Genomic DNA, 15,622 nt, shown 5'->3' with positions numbered 1-15,622 from the left:
CCTGCATTGTTCGGACATGCGGTCATGCCAAATAGTGCAATAAGCGCCAAAAGTGCAGCTGTAACAAGCGATGCGACTTTTGTCTTTGAATTACTTTTCATTGTAATCTCTCCTGATTTTTATTTAATTTACAATGTGCGTTTATCAATTAGACGGAACTAAATCTCAACCTTGAGCCCGTTCGTATCATATTTATACATCTTCCAGTTTTTTACGTTTTTTGCATTATCGAAGGCTGTTTTCAGTTCCCCCGGAGAAGTAAAATCCTTATGATTGCCTTTGGCTGCCTCCAATACTCCGTGGTAAAGATAGCACGCCCCATACCGGTCCGCAGGACGATACGGTAAATAGTTAAAGAGCTTTTTGAACGCTTCAGCATTAAGCTGATTGATGCAGCAGTCCAGATCTTTCAAAGCAGTACAGCCCTGCACATTAAGAGCGGTAAGCTGATTGCTGCTGCAGTCCAGATGTTTCAAAGCGTTTAAGCCCTGTACGTTAAGAGCGGTAAGCTGATTACCGCTGCAGATCAGATCTTGCAAAGCGTTTAAGCCCTGCACATTAAGAGAGCTAAGCTGATTGGTGTAGCAGCCCAGGCTTTGCAAAGCACTTAAGCCCTGCACGTTAAGTTCGGTAAGCTGATTGGCGCCGCAGTGCAGAGTGTGCAAAGCGTTTAAGCCCTGCACGTTAAGCGAGGTAAGCTGATTACCGCTGCAGTTCAGCTCTTTCAAAGCGTTTAAGCCCTGCACATTAAGTTCGGTAAGCTTATTGTTGCCACATCTCAGAGCTTGCAAAGCGTTTAAACCCTGTACGTTAAGTGCGGTAAGCTGATTGTTGCTGCAGTGCAGAGTGTGCAAAGCGTTTAAGCCCTGTACATTAAGCTCAGTAAGCTGATTAATCCAGCAGTTCAGTTTTTCCAAAGCACTTAAGCCCTGCACGTTAAGGGCTGTCAGCTTATTGCTGTTGCAGTCTAGCTCTTGTAAAGAGCTTAAGCCCTGCACATTAAGGGCTGTCAATTTATTGGAATTTTGCCAGTCACCGACTGTCAGCTTGGTGATCTTTCCTTTGAGGACTACCCCTGTATTCTTTGCTTTTAGTTCGGTTCGCGTGCCGCTTGTAAGCTCGGTTTTGTCGCAGCCTTCTACTGTTATGGGAGAGTTATCTGAGGTTGTTACCGTAACGCGGATAGTGAGTTTGTCGGGGCTTAAGATAAGCGATGCGCCGCCTTCGACAAAGGGGGCTTCATGCCATTTCAAACCGCCTGTATTTCCGCCGTTCGCCGTACCCGTTACTGCCCCTCCCTCCACATTGTTGGGACATGCGGTCATACTAAACAGTGCAATAAGCGCCAAAAGTACAGCTGCAATGGGCAGCGCAACTCCTTTTTTTGTCAAGGCGAATGCCTTGTGCTTTGAATTACTTTTCATTGTAATCTCTCCTGATTTTTATTTAATTTACAATGTGCGTTTATCAGTTAAACGGAACTAAATCTCAACATCCTTCCCGTTCGTACCGTGTTTATGCATTTTCCAGTACTTTGTGTCTTTTGCATTATCGAAAGCGGCTTTCAATTCTCCTGAAGAACTAAAGTCTTTATGGTTGCCTTCGGTGTCGCCCGGATATTCGCTGTAAAGAACGCATGATGCTTTTTTGCTTGCAGTGCGCTGCGGTAGATCAGTACAGAGTTTTTTTAATGCTTCGGTATTAAGCTGATTGCAATAGCACTCCAGACGTAGCAAAGCACTTGAGTCCCGTATGCTAAGAGAAGTAAGCTGATTTTTGTGGCAGTACAGATATTGCAAAGAAGTACAGCCCTGTACGTTAAGTTCGGTAAGCTTATTTTTGTAGCACCACAGAGATTGTAAAGCGGCACAGTCCTGTACGTTAAGGGATGTAAGCTGATTGCCAGCACACCACAGCGTTTTCAAAGTGTCTAAGCCTTGTGCGTTAAGTGAGGTAAGTTGATTGTCTGCGCACTGCAGATTTTGCAAAGCACTTAAGCCCTGTACGCTAAGCGAGGTAAGCTTATTGCTGTTGCAGCTCAGTTTGTGTAAATCAGTTAAGCCCTGTACATTAAGCGAAGTAAGCTTATTATCGTTGCATGTCAGTTCGGTGATTTTTCCTTTGAGCACAACCTTTGTGACATTTGCTGTCACAGTGGTTTCAGTGCCGCTTGCAAGTTCAGTTTTATCGCAGCCTTCCACTGTTATGGGAGAGTTGTCTGAGGTTGTTGCCTTAACTTTGATAGTAAGCTTATCGGGACTTACGATAAGCGATGCACCGCCTTGGACAAGGGGAGCTTGAGGCAATTCCAAACCACCTGTATTTCCGCCACTGGCAGAATCTGTATTACCGCCTGCATTGTTCGGACATGCGGTCATGCCAAACAGCGCTACAAACGCTAAAAGTGCAGCTGTAACAAGCGATGCGTCTTTTGTCTTTGAATTACTTTTCATTGTAGTCTCTCCTGATTGGTATTCGATTTGCAAATAAAAAAATGTACAAAGACAAATTCTGTTCTTTGTTATCACTCTCAGTATAACACACCGTTATAAAGATATCAACGTTTTTTGTGTGTTTTGTAAAGGCGTTTTAGAACGTCTTTTACACATAAAAGTCGGTAGGATTGAATATCCGGTTACAGTGAGCGTCTAAAATAGCGCCGCTCACTGTAACTACGAGTTTTGCTTGCGCAAAACGTCGCGGACAATTACGTTTTTGTTCACAATTTTGAAAAATTGCTCACCCCTAAAAACATAAATTTAGTTTCGGCACGGATGCCGGAAAAGCCGAGGTCTACGATGTTTTGGCAGGCGAATGCCGGACAAAACTCGCTATGAAAATCGTACACGGAAGTACGATTTTCAGACAAGACAAATCCCATAAAGTGTTTTATAATGCAAGTGCATACGGCAAAGAAACAGATGGTGAGCTGCATGCTTTGCTGCAGTATTTGTGCGCACGGCAGACAAAGCTGGAAACCGCAAGGATCCTGTCGACTATGCATTTTGTCTGAACAACAGCGATTTTAGCTTTTTTTGAGAGCGTTCGCCGAGTGCGGGACCGTAGACAATAACGGCTTCATCTGCTTTATGCAGCAACCGCCGCAATGACAAGGTTAACTGTTCTTTAGTCAGTGCGCGTACGGCTTGTACAACCTGTTCGCAAGTATGCTGCTCAAATCCGGCAAATGCGCTGCGTGCAAGGCGTTTCATTCTTTGCTCGCTGTCTTCGGCGCTTATAATTTCTTCGCCGCACACATGCTCTTTTGCCGCTGCAATTTCATCATCGCTCAAGCCGCCGGTTAAAAGTAAATCAAGTTCTCTTTTAATAATTTCGACCGCACGTACGGCATTTTTTTTCGGCGAAGAAGCGTACGCGCACCAACAGCCGCAATCGGTATACAGCGAAAAAAAACTGTACACCGAATAACAATACCCGCCTTTTTCCCGCAAAGATTGAAACAGCCGGGAGCTCATAGTATCTCCGATGAGCGCATTCAATACGGTTAAACAATAAAAATCGGTAATGTTTAAAGGATAAGGCAATGGATATAAAACAAAAAGTTGCTCTTGTTGAAAGTCCGAACGTAAAAAACGCATACCGCTTTTCCATTTCGGAAGCGTGCAAGAAGAGGCTAAAACCGTTTTTTTGTGTATACCGAGCTTTTTAAGCCGGTTGTAAAAAATATCGGGCTCGATATTGCCCGCAGCGCATACGGTTAAACTGCCTTTTTTAAAAAAGCTTTCGTACCACGCGTATAGTGCTTCGCGCGTCAGTTTTTTTACATCGGAAACGGTTCCCGCAATCGGAGCGGCAAGGGAATTGTTTTGCCACACTGCGGCGGCAACCGCATCAAGGGCGGCTTCTTCGGGGTCGTCGGCGGAGGCTTTTATTTCGCTTTGGATAACCGAACGCTCTTTTTCCAATTCGGCGCTTTCAAACACCGAGTTTTCGCACATATCGCATAAGATCTCCAAAGCGTTTTCCGCTTGAAACGCAGGAACGGAACAGTGTAAGCATACGTGCTCGTGTTCGGTAAAAGCATTTGCGTTTGAGCCCATCCGGTCAAAAGACACGGCAATATCAAAAGCGCTTCGCGTGCGCGTACCTTTAAACAGCATGTGCTCGCAAAAATGAGCGGCACCCCGGTATTCGGCAGTTTCGCTGCGCGAACCGCAAGAAAACCAAAAACCGATTGCCGCTGTGTGCGATGATGCAATCGGTTCGGTAATAACGTGTACACCGTTTGCCAGCGTACGGCAAACGATAGCTGTTTTATTTTTTTTGCTCTTCAACGGCATCGATATAAGACAGATTTAAGCGTCCCATTTTGTCGATTTCCAACAGTTTAACAGGAATTTGTTGTCCTTCTTTAACCACATCGGAAACAGCGCCGATTTTTGAACGCGAAAATTTGGAAATATGGCACAAACCTTCTTTTCCCGGAAGAATTTCAACAAAGGCACCAAAATCCATAATGCGTTTTACAGTGCCGTTGTAAATCAAACCGACTTCAGGATCTTCAACAATTCCCTTTACCGCAGCATAAGCGCCGTCGGTTGCCGCTGCCGTTTTACCGTAAATAGTAACGGTTCCGTCGTCTTCGGTATTTATGGTAACGCCGTATTGCGCGGAAACGGCTTTAATATTTTTGCCGCCCGGTCCGATTAAAGCGCCTATTTTGTCCACATCGATTTTTAAAGTTTCGATTTTCGGAGCATACCGGCTGATTTGAGCAGCAGGCTTATCGATGGTTTGATTCATAATGCCCAAAATATGCAGACGGCCGCGTTTGGCTTGATCCAAAGCCTTTGTCATAATTTCTTTTGTAACGCCGGCAATTTTTATGTCCATTTGAAAACCGGTAATACCGTCTTGCGTTCCGGCAACTTTAAAGTCCATATCGCCGAGATGGTCTTCTTCACCCAAAATATCGGACAAAATCGCATATTTTTCGTACGCGTTGCTTTCGCTCCCTTCGGTAATGAGCCCCATGGCGATACCGGCAACCGGTTTTTTCATCGGAACACCGGCAGCAAGCATACACAAAGTACCGCCGCACACGGATGCCATAGAGGACGATCCGTTTGACTCCATAATTTCGGAAACCACGCGGATGGTATAGGGAAACTGTTCGCGGTTGGGCACCATAGGTTCCAAAGAACGGCGCGCCAAATTGCCGTGTCCGATTTCCCGTCTGCCGGTTCCCATTCTGCCTACTTCACCTACCGAATACGGCGGAAAGTTATAGTGCAAAATAAAATGCTCTCTGCGGTCTCCGTCTATATCGTCGTACACTTGTTCGTCTAAAGCCGTTCCCAGCGTAGTTACCGCTAAAGACTGGGTTTCGCCGCGGGTAAACAAAGCCGATCCGTGAGGTCTGGGCAAAACATCGATTTCACAAGTAATGGGACGGATGTCTTCGGTACCGCGTCCGTCTACGCGCACGCCTTTTTCCAAAATGCTTTTGCGTAGGATATTGTATTCCATGTCTTCAAATAAAGCATCGAATAATTTTTTTTGATTTTCATCTTCAAGCTGCTGCGCATATTTTTCAGATAAAGCGTTTTTAACCGAAGCGATGGCGTCGCGCCGCTCGTGCTTTCCTTTAACAAAACAAGCTTGTTCCATTTTGGGAAGCGCTTCAGAAAGCATGGCATCTTTATTTTCAAGGCTGACTTGCAGCGGAGACAGCGGCAGTTTTTCTTTTCCTGCCAGCGCGCGAAGTTCGTCTTGCAGCCGGCACATAGCGCGGATAAACTCTTCGGCTTTTTCCAAAGCTCCCAGCATTACTTGTTCGGATACTTCGTTTGCCCCGCCTTCTACCATAGTAAAACCGTCTGCCGTTCCTGCTACAACGATTTCCATATCGCCTTGAGCAATTTGTTCGTACGTGGGGTTTAAAACGTATTCGCCGTTTATATAGCCTACCCGCACGCCGGCGATAGGTCCGTTAAACGGAATATCGGAAATGTGCACTGCAGCAGAGCTTGCAATAACCGACAAAATGTCGGGCGGATTTACTTGGTCGGAAGAAATACACGTAGGAATTACTTGTATTTCGCGTCCGAAAGAAATATCGAACAGCGGACGCATGGGGCGGTCGATAAGACGGGAAACAAGAATTTCTTTATCTTTGGGACGCCCTTCGCGTTTAATAAAACCGCCGGGGATTTTTCCGGCAGCGTAGTATTTTTCGTTATAATCGACCGTCAGCGGTACGTAGTCCAAACCTTCTTGTGCCGAAGAAGACGCGCACACGGTTGCAATAACTGCAGAACCGCCGAACCGGGCGTATACGGCACCGTTAGCTTGTTTGGCAATCCGTCCGGTTTCCAAAACGAGCTCTTCGTTGCCGATTTTATATGTAACTCTATGAACCATTTATTTTTCCTTAAAGAGGCGCTCAATAAAACCGCAGTATTTTAAAGCGGCAATTAACGAGCGCAGTACTACTTACGCAAACCGAGTTCTTTAATAAGCTCGCGGTATGTTTCCAAACCGGTGCGCTGCAAGTATTTTAACAGCCGTCTGCGCTGACCGACCAGTTTAATAAGCGCGCGCGACGAGCCGGTATCTTTTTTAAACGTTTTGCAGTGTTCGGTAAGCTGCTTAATCCTTTCGGTCAGCAGTGCAATTTGAACTTTTGTGTTTCCGGTGTCTTTTTCGTTTGCACCGAAATTGGTGACGACGGATGCCGTCTTTTCTTTTGTAAGTGCCATTACTTACTCCTTATTATTATTACCCTCAAGGTTACAAAATTAATGCGTCTTGTTCAGCCGCTAAAAGCGATTTTATCAAGACGAAGATTTTTATACGCAGCAGGGACTTCCAAGCGTAAAGCACAATCGTCCCGGTGCAGCAGCGTCGAAAAAAAGAGAGCGCCGTTTGCACCGTTTTCAGGATACGCGCTCACGCGGTACGTACCGCAGGGTGGCAAAAGCTGCACGTTTTTTTTTAGCGCACCGCTGCCGTCCGGCAAAACCGAACCGCTGTCGTCCGGCAAAGCTTTTCCGTCAGTTAAAACGATTCCGCCGTCCCCTGTATTTTGGCAAAACTGCATACAATCGATTTCAAACGGACGCCCCAAAAGCAGTTTTGCCCGTTCCAAATCGCCTAAAACAACAGCTTTGCGCACGGCGGAAGAACTGATACACTGAGCGTCTTGTTCCACCGATTGTAAAGGAACAAATTCAATTTCGTTTTCGGCGGCAAATGCGGCAATTTCTTCTTTACCGACATCGTTTTGATAACCGCATCGGAACGTTTCTCCTACACTGAAAAAACGCATACCGCAACGCTCGGCTAAAATGCGTAAAAAATCTATCCCTTTTATTTTACTGAAATCGATGGAAAAGTCAATGACTACGGCAAAAGAGAAGCCCCACTGCTCAAAGACTTTTAAACGAAGCCTTAACGAAGAAATATCGCCGGAATAATCCGCTTTTTGTTTAAAAGAACGGGGCGAACGCTTAAAAGTTACTACTGCGCTTTGTAAATGCCGTTTTTGTGCGCTTTGTATTACCGAAAGACACAGTGCACGGTGTCCCTCGTGCGGTCCGTCAAATCCGCCGACAGTCAGCGCTGTTGTACGCGGTTTTATGCCGGCAGCACCGTGCAGTATATCGTCCCAAGAAAAAACATCCATGCAGTGTCACTATAACAAAAAACAAACCGAAAGAAAAGAGGACGGCAAAAGCACACATTCCTATTTCCATTTTTCCAGTTTTAATTCTTCAATTTTCGAAAAATGTTTTGTGTTGTTGGTAACTAAAGTCATATTATAATAAACGGCTGTAGAAGCTATCAATAAATCCATATCTGCAACAGAGTTTCCCGATTTTGTCAATTTCGCTTTCAGTGCACCGAATACGTCCATAATCCCTATATTCAACTCAACAACAGGATACATTTCTTGAATACGATTTACTGTAATTATATTACGTTCGGGAAAAGAAGAGTTCTTTGCTCCATACATAAGTTCGCCGTAAGTAATAAGTGAAATACTTTTGGAGATATTCCTTGTTGTCTTAAACCATTCAATTACTTCCGGTACTTTTTTAACTGCGTAAATAATAATATCCGTGTCAATCAAAAAGGACATTCGTTTCCTCAAAACGCGAAGAATTTACCCTTGAGTTTCGTATATCTTGAACTATATCATCCGCACTTCGATTGTCATACCAATTCAACATCAGCAATTCATCGGTAACATCTTTTGATTTTACTTGAGTTGAATTCGCTTTTTCCCGAAGAATTGTAATTACTTCCTGACTTATCGAGCGGTTATTTGTTTTTGCATAAAATTTCAGCCAGCTATATAAATGATTATCTATTTCTTTTACCTGAAGATTTGCCATATACTTTTCTCCCCTTAATCCTATAATATCTTAAAACGGCAATTTTATCAATGTGCGCCGCGCGTGTGCCCCAACTATGCACAGTTGATTGATCGCTTTTCTTCCATTATGATAAGCTCATGGACTACCGAACCGAACACGACTCTATGGGAGAAATACAAGTTCCCGCACACGCATATTGGGGAGCGCAAACAGAGCGGAGTAAACGCAATTTTCAAATCGGCACGGGAATTGAAACGATGCCGATTGAAATCATACACTCTTTTGCTATCCTAAAAAAAGCGAGCGCACAAGTTAACCAAACACTCGTAAGCGAAAAAATGAGCGCTCAAAAAGCTCAAGCTATCGCCGATGTGTGCGACGAAATCTTAGAAGGCAAGCTGAACGAGCACTTTCCGCTGGTTGTGTGGCAAACGGGAAGCGGCACCCAGTCGAACATGAACGTAAACGAAGTTATTGCAAACCGTGCAAACGAAAAAGCGGAATACCGTCTTTTGCATCCGAACGACGACGTCAATATGAGTCAATCGTCAAACGATACTTTTCCCACTGCCATGAACATAGCTGCCGTAAAAGCTATTGAACAGCAACTCATTCCGGCGGCAAAAAATCTTATCGAAACGTTTTACCGCTTGGAAAAAGAAAATGAAGGTATTGTAAAAATCGGACGCACCCATTTACAAGACGCCGTTCCGATTACTTTCAGTCAAGAAATAAGCGGCTGGAGAAGCTCCCTTGAACGGGATGTACAACTTTTGCAGCTTGCACTTGCTCCGCTGTGCGAACTTGCTTTGGGCGGCACTGCAGTGGGAACCGGACTGAACGCCCCGAAAGAATTTGCCGTGCAAGCGGCAAAACGCATTGCCGAATTAACAAAACTTCCTTTTGTCAGTGCACCGAATAAATTTCACGCACTTACCAGCAAAGATGAAACAGTATTCGCTCACGGGGCGGTAAAAGCGCTTGCTTGCGATATGATGAAAATCGCAAACGATGTGCGCCATCTTGCTTCAGGACCTCGTTGCGGTTTGGGCGAAATTACCATACCCGCAAACGAACCGGGCTCTTCCATTATGCCCGGCAAAGTAAACCCTACGCAAGCCGAAGCGGTCACTATGGTTGCGGTTCAAGTTATCGGAAACGATACGGCAATTTCGCTTGCGGCAAGTCAGGGAAACTTTGAACTGAATGTTTTTATGCCCGTTTGCGCATACAACTTTTTGCAATCGGTGCGCTTGCTCAGCCAAGCAATTTTTTCGTTTAACGTGCACTGTGCACAGGGAATCCGGGCAGACAAACAGCGCATGCAGCACAATCTGAACCATTCGCTTATGCTGGTTACCGCTTTAAATCCGTACATCGGGTACGAAAAAGCGGCGCAAACGGCACAAACAGCATATAAAGAAAATATAAGCCTTAAACAAGCGTGCATTAAACTCGGTTTTTTAAGCGAAGAACAATTCGACCGCGTGTTCCACCCCGAACAAATGGTGTAATTTAAGCATGAGCCCACAAAAGCCACAGTACGGCGCAAGAAGCTGCAGTAGTAATCAGCGTAAACGGCACGCCGATTTTACACCAGCCGGCAAACGAAAGCGGTGTTCCCTGTTTTTTTAAAATACTCATTGTTGCAATATTTGCCGAAGCGCCGAACGGGGTTAAATTTCCGCCCATACAAGAGCCGACTAAAAGAGCAAACATATACAGTTCTCCTTTTAAGCCCATTGTATATGCCAAAGAAGCGGCAACGGGAAGCATAACGATAATATACGGCACATTGTCTACAAAGCCGGAAATAAGCATCGATACAATAACGATAACCAAAAAACCGAGCACTTTATTTTCGCCGGTAATATTACGTAAAAACACCGCAAATTCTTCAAGCAAGCCCGTTTCCGAAAGCGTTCCGATAACGACAAAAATGCCTATTAAAAATAAAATCGTTTCCCAATCAAGATTTTTTATCAATTCGCCGGTTTGCCGGACGCTTTTTTTACGGATAAAGCGGTACCACAACAAACCGCACACACCTAAGGCAAAAACAATAAGTCCCGAAAATTCGATGTGCAAAAAAGAACACAGAGCAAGAAAGACAATCATCAGCACCAGTAAAACAGAGGGAAAAAGCGATAAAATACTTTGCTTTTCTATTTTTATTTTTTGACTTCCGATTTTTACAGCGCGTTTAAAATACAAATAAAAGTACAGAGCTCCGGCAATCATTCCGGCTTGCACAACAAAAAAAATGGACAAGCGTCCTTGATGCGCAAAAAAATCGTTAAAACCGTAGTGCGCATAAGATGCAAAAATCATCGACGGCGGATCGCCTACCAAAGTAGCCGTCCCTTGTAAATTCGCCATAACGGCAAGAGCTGCCATAAAATATACTGGGGTAATGTGCAGTTTTTTGCACAGCGACAAAGCGACAGGTGCCATTACCAACACGGTAGCGACATTTTCCACAAAGGCAGAAATAATGCCGGTCATAATTAAAATGGCGGTAACGGCGCTTCCTGCCGACGGTAAAGCATCGATAAACATATCGGCAAGACAGTTGGGAACGCGCGAATATAAAAACAATTCGGCAATAATTAAAGAACCGATGTAAATAAGTAAAATATTCCAATTTATCAAGTGAAGCAACGCGTGTACGGGACTTACCGAGCCGGTTAAAACAATAAGCAGTGCCGCAGCCAAAGAAATCCAGTGTTTTTTTCCGGAAAAAGCGATAACGGCGGCATACATAACCGCAGCGGCGGTTAAAATGATCCATTTGGTTTCCATAGCTGCAAACTCCACAAGATTTTAACCGTACCACAAAATTAAAAAACCGTCAAATATGTTTATTCGGCACAGCGGTACATTTACACAGCGCACAGCTTTGTGCTACACTTAAACTTATGCAAGCAATTAAATTGACGCTAATCGGCATTGTAATAGGAATTACCAACGTTATTCCCGGTGTTTCAGGCGGTACGGTAGCGGTTGTATTCGGTATTTACGATAAATTAATAGAATTGATTTCTTTAAATATCAAAAAAGTTTTTTCTTTGTGGAAGTTTTGGCTTCCCTTAGCTGCGGGCATAGCTGCAGGCATAGTACTGTTCAGCAAATTAATGCGTTTATTTTTTAACTTATACCCGGCAGCGGCACACTGGTTTTTTATAGGTCTTATTGCAGGATGCATTCCCTTTCTTGCAGTAACGGTAAAAAAAGAAAGCGCACGCAGCAGCACCGTTGCGCATACTGCATTTGTACCGGCAAGCAGCACGGCAGTACCAGACGGCAGTACGGCAGCGGAACGCAGGACAGCGCTTGACGGCAGTGCGCCAATATCAGACATCAGTACGGCAAAGTCTGCGCTTTTTTTAGGTGTCGGCTGGAGGCGCATAGCGGTTTTGTGTGCCGCTGCAGCAGTGCTGATTGTATTGAATAAACTGAATGCAAAGCAAAGTTTTTACAGCGGGCAAAGCGAGCCGACAAGCCAAACAATCGTTCAAACACTGCCGACGTTTTTTTTATGCGCCAAACTGTGTGCCGGCACTGCTTTAGCGGCGGCGGCGGCAATTATTCCCGGCATATCGGGTTCGTTTTTGCTTTTAATTTTAGGAATTTACAATACGGTTATACAAGCCGTATCCGATTTTAATATACCGCTTTTACTGCCCATAGCAGCCGGAGCTGCCGCAGGGCTTTTAGGCGGCGCAACTTTTATACGCTTTTTGCTGGCAAAAGCTCCCTCTTACACGTACAGCGGCGTTTTAGGATTAACCGCGGGAGCGCTCGCCGTACTGTATCCGGGTTTTCCGGCAGGTGCGGAAGCCGTTTTTTCCGTTTTGTTGTGTGCAGCGGGTTTTGCCGCCGCCTTTTTCAGTACACGGCGCAATTTAAGTACAGCGTCGGCTTAAAGCAAGCAAATCCAAAAAACGTTCCATTATTTTAAACGATTGCATTGTTAAACAAGCTTCGTTGTCGAATTCGGTATGCATTATCCGCCATGTACGCGGCAATTTTTCGCTTAAAAGCAGTGCTTCGGCAGGGTCTATGCCGGCTTTACGCAATTTTTCAACCGTCGCTGCAGCCGAACTTAAACCGGCGCTTGAAGATGAACTTAAAAAACCGGCTCCATGTGCGGCGACTCCGTGCGTCATAACGGAGCGGGCAAAAGTTTTATCTTTTTGAAGCTGGCGCATATACACGGAAGCTTCGTCCGAAGGCAGCATAGTTACCGCTACGGCGGGAATCCCGGAGGCTAAAAAGCCTGCATTATCGCTGTAGGGAACCGGAACGCTGATCCATTTATTAAGCGATGCTTGTTTTGCCAAAGCGCATGTGTGTTCAAAAAGCGCGTTAAAACGCCGCACAAAAGAAGCGGATGCAGGACTGTCTTTTCCCGCAGTGGATACGGTTAACACTTCTCCTCTGCCGCACCCGTCTACGACGTATACGTCGTCGTGTTCTATACCCAATTTTTTAAAAAGCGACGCTAGTGCAAAAGCCCCTTGCGCTTTTGCTCCCGACGACACGGATCGCGTACCGTAAAAACCGCCTGCAGCCCTGTTGCTTGCAAAAGCAGGGCTACCGGAAGCAATACGCGCCGTTGAAACTTTAGAGCCTGTGCCGGTTGAAGCAGAGCACGGGACACCGCCCAACTCTTCTCCGTCGGTAAAAAAAATACGTACATTGTGCACGCCGCCGCTCAGCGCAAGCGAGCCTGATAAAAGACGCTTTGCCAAGCACAGCACTTGATACACGGCAGCAGAATTATCGTTGGCACCGGGAGTAATAAAAGAGCCGTCCGCACCGAGAGCGCGGTCATAGTGAACTAAAATCGTTTTTACTTTAAATAAGGGATTATAAGCGGTACTCGGAAAATTAACGTATAAGTGTACGGACTCGCCCGTCACCACAGGAGTAAAGGGTATACCCTCTGCGGTAAGCCAGTTTTGCAAAAAAACTCTGCGGTCGCACTCCGGTGCGATAAACTGCCGGAATTCGGGCGGCAAAAACGGCATAAAACAAAAAAATTGCGGGTTTTATGCGCCGAAAGTACGTAAAACATCCCCTTTCGGCGCACGGGACGGCTTAGTAAGCGAAATCGCCTCTGTCGCTGCCTTCACGGTTGTAGCCGCCGTTTCTGGGGCGGTTGTTGCGCGGTTTGTCTTCTGCAGGATTAACGCGGATGCGCCGTCCTTCAAATTCCGTGCCGTTTAAAGCGCCCATCGCAGCTTCCGCCGCAGCGGCATCTTCCATTTCCACAAAACCGAAACCTTTCGATTGTTCCGTAAAACGGTCTTTAATTACCGCAACAGACACCACTTGTCCGTATTGCGAAAACAGATTCTTCAGCGAATCTTCCGTTGTCGAATAATTCATATTTCCGACGTAGATCTTTTGAGCCATTCTCATTCCTTTTGCCGCAAAGCGGCATTCGTTTACTTACTGCACAAAACAGTAAAAACAACGTTTGCTTGTGGACTGTACGTAAGCGGGAATGGAAAGCTGAAAAAGAACCGTTAATTCACAGCACTTTACAACGGTCATTCGAGCACCGATATAGTTTTTAAGAAAACGCATATTTTATTAAAGCGTACTATGACTTTGAAAAACTGTCAAGGGCATAAAATAAAAATACAGCTGTCGAAAAAGTAACCGACTTTTTCGACAGCCTTAAAGAAATTGTTTAGCAGACAACCTGTTTATTCGAACTTAAATATCTCTACTACGCTGTTAAAGCTCAATTCTTTCATAAATTTGGTGCTTACTTTTTGTTGTTTAATTAAAGCACCGTCGTCGATATCAAAAAACAATACGCTGTTTTTGTTTTGTACATCAGCAGGCGATGACCCATTCACCTTTTTTCCATAACAGCCGTCTGATGCCGTTATCAATTTGCTTTGTTTTCCCGTATTGAATTTACACGGAGCATAGCCTTTTTGTTTATCGCTCAAATTAGCTTCTTCGATTGCATCTTCGGCAGGAAAAAACTCCCATAGCACTTGTGCTTGTGCCGAAACACGATCAAACGAAGTACTTTGCCCAAGTTTCCACAGTTTTCCGCTTGTAAACACTTCACTATCGAGTGAAGTGTAAATTTTGCCGCGAACTAAAGAACCGGCAGCGTACAAAACACCATTTTTTATGCATAAATCTGCCGTTACATTTTTGGGATCTGAGCTTATATTAGACTCTACATTTGTAAACAAATTCATATTGCCGCTTTTCCACTCAAGGTTTATGCTACAGTGCTTTACGCTTACGTTTACTCTCCCAGATCCGGTAGCAGGTGTTTCAAGTACGGCAAAAAGGCCGTTTTCATCTGCAGCTAAAGCGCGTATTTTTATCGTGCTAGGTGCAGGAGCATCAAAAAAGATCTGTGCACTGTCCTTACGCAAAACACGCAAACCCTCTGCAGAACCCATAGTCGAAAACTGTGCTGCGGAAAAAGAATACGTATCAATGCGAGAAACTGGACCATCCTCATGCGCAACGTACAAACGGTTGTTTTCGTTGTCGCTCGAATCTACGGCAATGGCAGTTAAATCATGACTATTATCCAGTTTTCTCATTTGAGTATGTTGTGCATCCCATCCGCCGGTAGCAAGCAACTCATATTTAACCAAAAAATAGTTACCGGTATTTCCAAACACTATGTACAAATTTCCGCTGCGATCAAAGCAAAATACTTTTGTAGGTTGGTAAGCTGAATCCAACCCTTGAGGTAAGTGTGTGCTGTCGAGCAGCAAAGGCGGAAGCACCGAACCGGCAAACTCATGAAGATTCCATTCGTCCGCTGCATAGAATACTATGTTATTGCTGCTATCTTTTTGCCACAACAACACTTTATCTGCCGAAACGGGAACTTTGTTTATCTTTAACGCTACCGCATTTGAACCGGAGCCGACGGTGTGTACTCCTTCGCCGTGCCAGCGCGCATTGTCTGTAACGATGTCGACGCTTATCGTTATCCTCGTTCCGACGGCAAGCATTACTGAAGCCGAAGCACTGTTTTGTATGCTAAAAAGCAATTCTCTGTTCGCCTCGTCAAAAATCCGTATGTGCGTAAAAACACCATCTGTTCCCAAAATGGGCAGTCCTGTAGCGGGGTCGGCGCTGCGGGCATTGCCGCTAAGGTCTACAACTACGGTTCCCATTTCACTTTCGGTTTCAAAAAGACTGCACGATACGAGTGCTGCGGCAAAAACAACTGCTGTCAGCACTGCAAGCGTTTTTTTCATAATTTCTCCCATAAATGAGTTTAC

The 15,622-nt window shown here is 45.0% G+C and carries 15 protein-coding genes; 2 read left to right on the top strand and 13 right to left on the bottom strand.

Translation table 11 applies throughout. From position 1 onward, the window contains the following. Positions 1-158: 158 nt before the first annotated feature. From HMPREF9193_RS02740 to HMPREF9193_RS02700, 9 genes are all read right to left on the bottom strand, one after another. The gene (locus tag HMPREF9193_RS02740; RefSeq protein WP_021686533.1) at positions 159-1,424 is read right to left on the bottom strand and encodes a leucine-rich repeat domain-containing protein; all 1,266 of its coding nucleotides are present in this window, start codon (positions 1,422-1,424) and stop codon (positions 159-161) included. Between the two features lie 57 nt (positions 1,425-1,481). After that, a complete protein-coding gene (locus HMPREF9193_RS02735) occupies positions 1,482-2,453 on the bottom strand; it encodes a leucine-rich repeat domain-containing protein (RefSeq protein ID WP_021686532.1) in 972 nt (323 codons plus the stop codon). A gap of 266 nt (positions 2,454-2,719) precedes the next feature. Further along, positions 2,720-2,881, bottom strand: coding sequence for a hypothetical protein (locus tag HMPREF9193_RS11150; RefSeq protein ID WP_156882445.1), 162 nt, complete (start codon positions 2,879-2,881; stop codon positions 2,720-2,722). Positions 2,882-2,996: 115 nt separating this feature from the next. After that, a complete protein-coding gene (locus tag HMPREF9193_RS02725) occupies positions 2,997-4,301 on the bottom strand; it encodes a M16 family metallopeptidase (RefSeq protein ID WP_021686529.1) in 1,305 nt (434 codons plus the stop codon). After that, positions 4,276-6,384 (bottom strand): polyribonucleotide nucleotidyltransferase, encoded by a 2,109-nt coding sequence (gene pnp / locus HMPREF9193_RS02720; protein WP_021686528.1) that lies wholly within the window; start codon positions 6,382-6,384, stop codon positions 4,276-4,278. The genes HMPREF9193_RS02725 and pnp overlap by 26 nt, the downstream gene beginning before the upstream one ends. A 68-nt stretch (positions 6,385-6,452) precedes the next feature. Then, positions 6,453-6,722, bottom strand: a complete 270-nt coding sequence (gene rpsO, locus HMPREF9193_RS02715; RefSeq protein WP_021686527.1) for a 30S ribosomal protein S15 — start codon at positions 6,720-6,722, stop codon at positions 6,453-6,455. Positions 6,723-6,775: 53 nt separating this feature from the next. Then, entirely contained in the window at positions 6,776-7,648 is an 873-nt protein-coding gene (locus HMPREF9193_RS02710) for an FAD synthetase family protein (protein ID WP_021686526.1), read from the bottom strand. Between the two features lie 60 nt (positions 7,649-7,708). Beyond that, positions 7,709-8,104, bottom strand: a complete 396-nt coding sequence (locus HMPREF9193_RS02705) for a type II toxin-antitoxin system VapC family toxin (protein ID WP_021686525.1) — start codon at positions 8,102-8,104, stop codon at positions 7,709-7,711. After that, on the bottom strand, positions 8,088-8,360 hold the full coding sequence (locus HMPREF9193_RS02700; protein WP_021686524.1) for a FitA-like ribbon-helix-helix domain-containing protein: 273 nt from the start codon (positions 8,358-8,360) through the stop codon (positions 8,088-8,090). The genes HMPREF9193_RS02705 and HMPREF9193_RS02700 overlap by 17 nt, the downstream gene beginning before the upstream one ends. Positions 8,361-8,479: 119 nt before the next feature. On the opposite strand from HMPREF9193_RS02700, the gene fumC reads away from it, so the two are divergent. Continuing rightward, positions 8,480-9,856 carry a class II fumarate hydratase gene (fumC, locus tag HMPREF9193_RS02695; protein ID WP_021686523.1) on the top strand — a complete coding sequence of 459 codons (1,377 nt, stop codon included), beginning with the start codon at positions 8,480-8,482 and terminating at the stop codon, positions 9,854-9,856. A gap of 1 nt (position 9,857) precedes the next feature. On the opposite strand, the gene HMPREF9193_RS02690 is transcribed toward fumC, so the two are convergent. Continuing rightward, on the bottom strand, positions 9,858-11,144 hold the full coding sequence (locus HMPREF9193_RS02690; protein WP_051305982.1) for an ArsB/NhaD family transporter: 1,287 nt from the start codon (positions 11,142-11,144) through the stop codon (positions 9,858-9,860). A 116-nt stretch (positions 11,145-11,260) separates the two neighbouring features. Here HMPREF9193_RS02690 and HMPREF9193_RS02685 point away from each other — a divergent pair, with 116 nt between their 5' ends. Then, a complete protein-coding gene (locus tag HMPREF9193_RS02685) occupies positions 11,261-12,268 on the top strand; it encodes a DUF368 domain-containing protein (protein WP_021686521.1) in 1,008 nt (335 codons plus the stop codon). Here HMPREF9193_RS02685 and HMPREF9193_RS02680 read toward each other — a convergent pair. From HMPREF9193_RS02680 to HMPREF9193_RS02670, 3 genes are all read right to left on the bottom strand, one after another. Beyond that, positions 12,248-13,375, bottom strand: a complete 1,128-nt coding sequence (locus tag HMPREF9193_RS02680; RefSeq protein ID WP_021686520.1) for a M28 family peptidase — start codon at positions 13,373-13,375, stop codon at positions 12,248-12,250. The two genes, HMPREF9193_RS02685 and HMPREF9193_RS02680, sit on opposite strands and share 21 nt — an antisense overlap. A gap of 70 nt (positions 13,376-13,445) precedes the next feature. Beyond that, complete coding sequence (gene rbp, locus HMPREF9193_RS02675) at positions 13,446-13,763, bottom strand: RNA-binding regulator (RefSeq protein ID WP_040847396.1); 318 nt, start codon at positions 13,761-13,763, stop codon at positions 13,446-13,448. A gap of 296 nt (positions 13,764-14,059) precedes the next feature. Further along, positions 14,060-15,598, bottom strand: a complete 1,539-nt coding sequence (locus HMPREF9193_RS02670; protein ID WP_156882444.1) for a hypothetical protein — start codon at positions 15,596-15,598, stop codon at positions 14,060-14,062. Positions 15,599-15,622 lie beyond the last annotated feature (24 nt).

The sequence above is a fragment of the Treponema lecithinolyticum ATCC 700332 genome (genome assembly GCA_000468055.1).
Taxonomy (GTDB): domain Bacteria; phylum Spirochaetota; class Spirochaetia; order Treponematales; family Treponemataceae; genus Treponema_C; species Treponema_C lecithinolyticum.
Note: the sequence above shows the minus strand (reverse complement) of the source record. Positions and strands in the feature narration are given on the sequence as shown.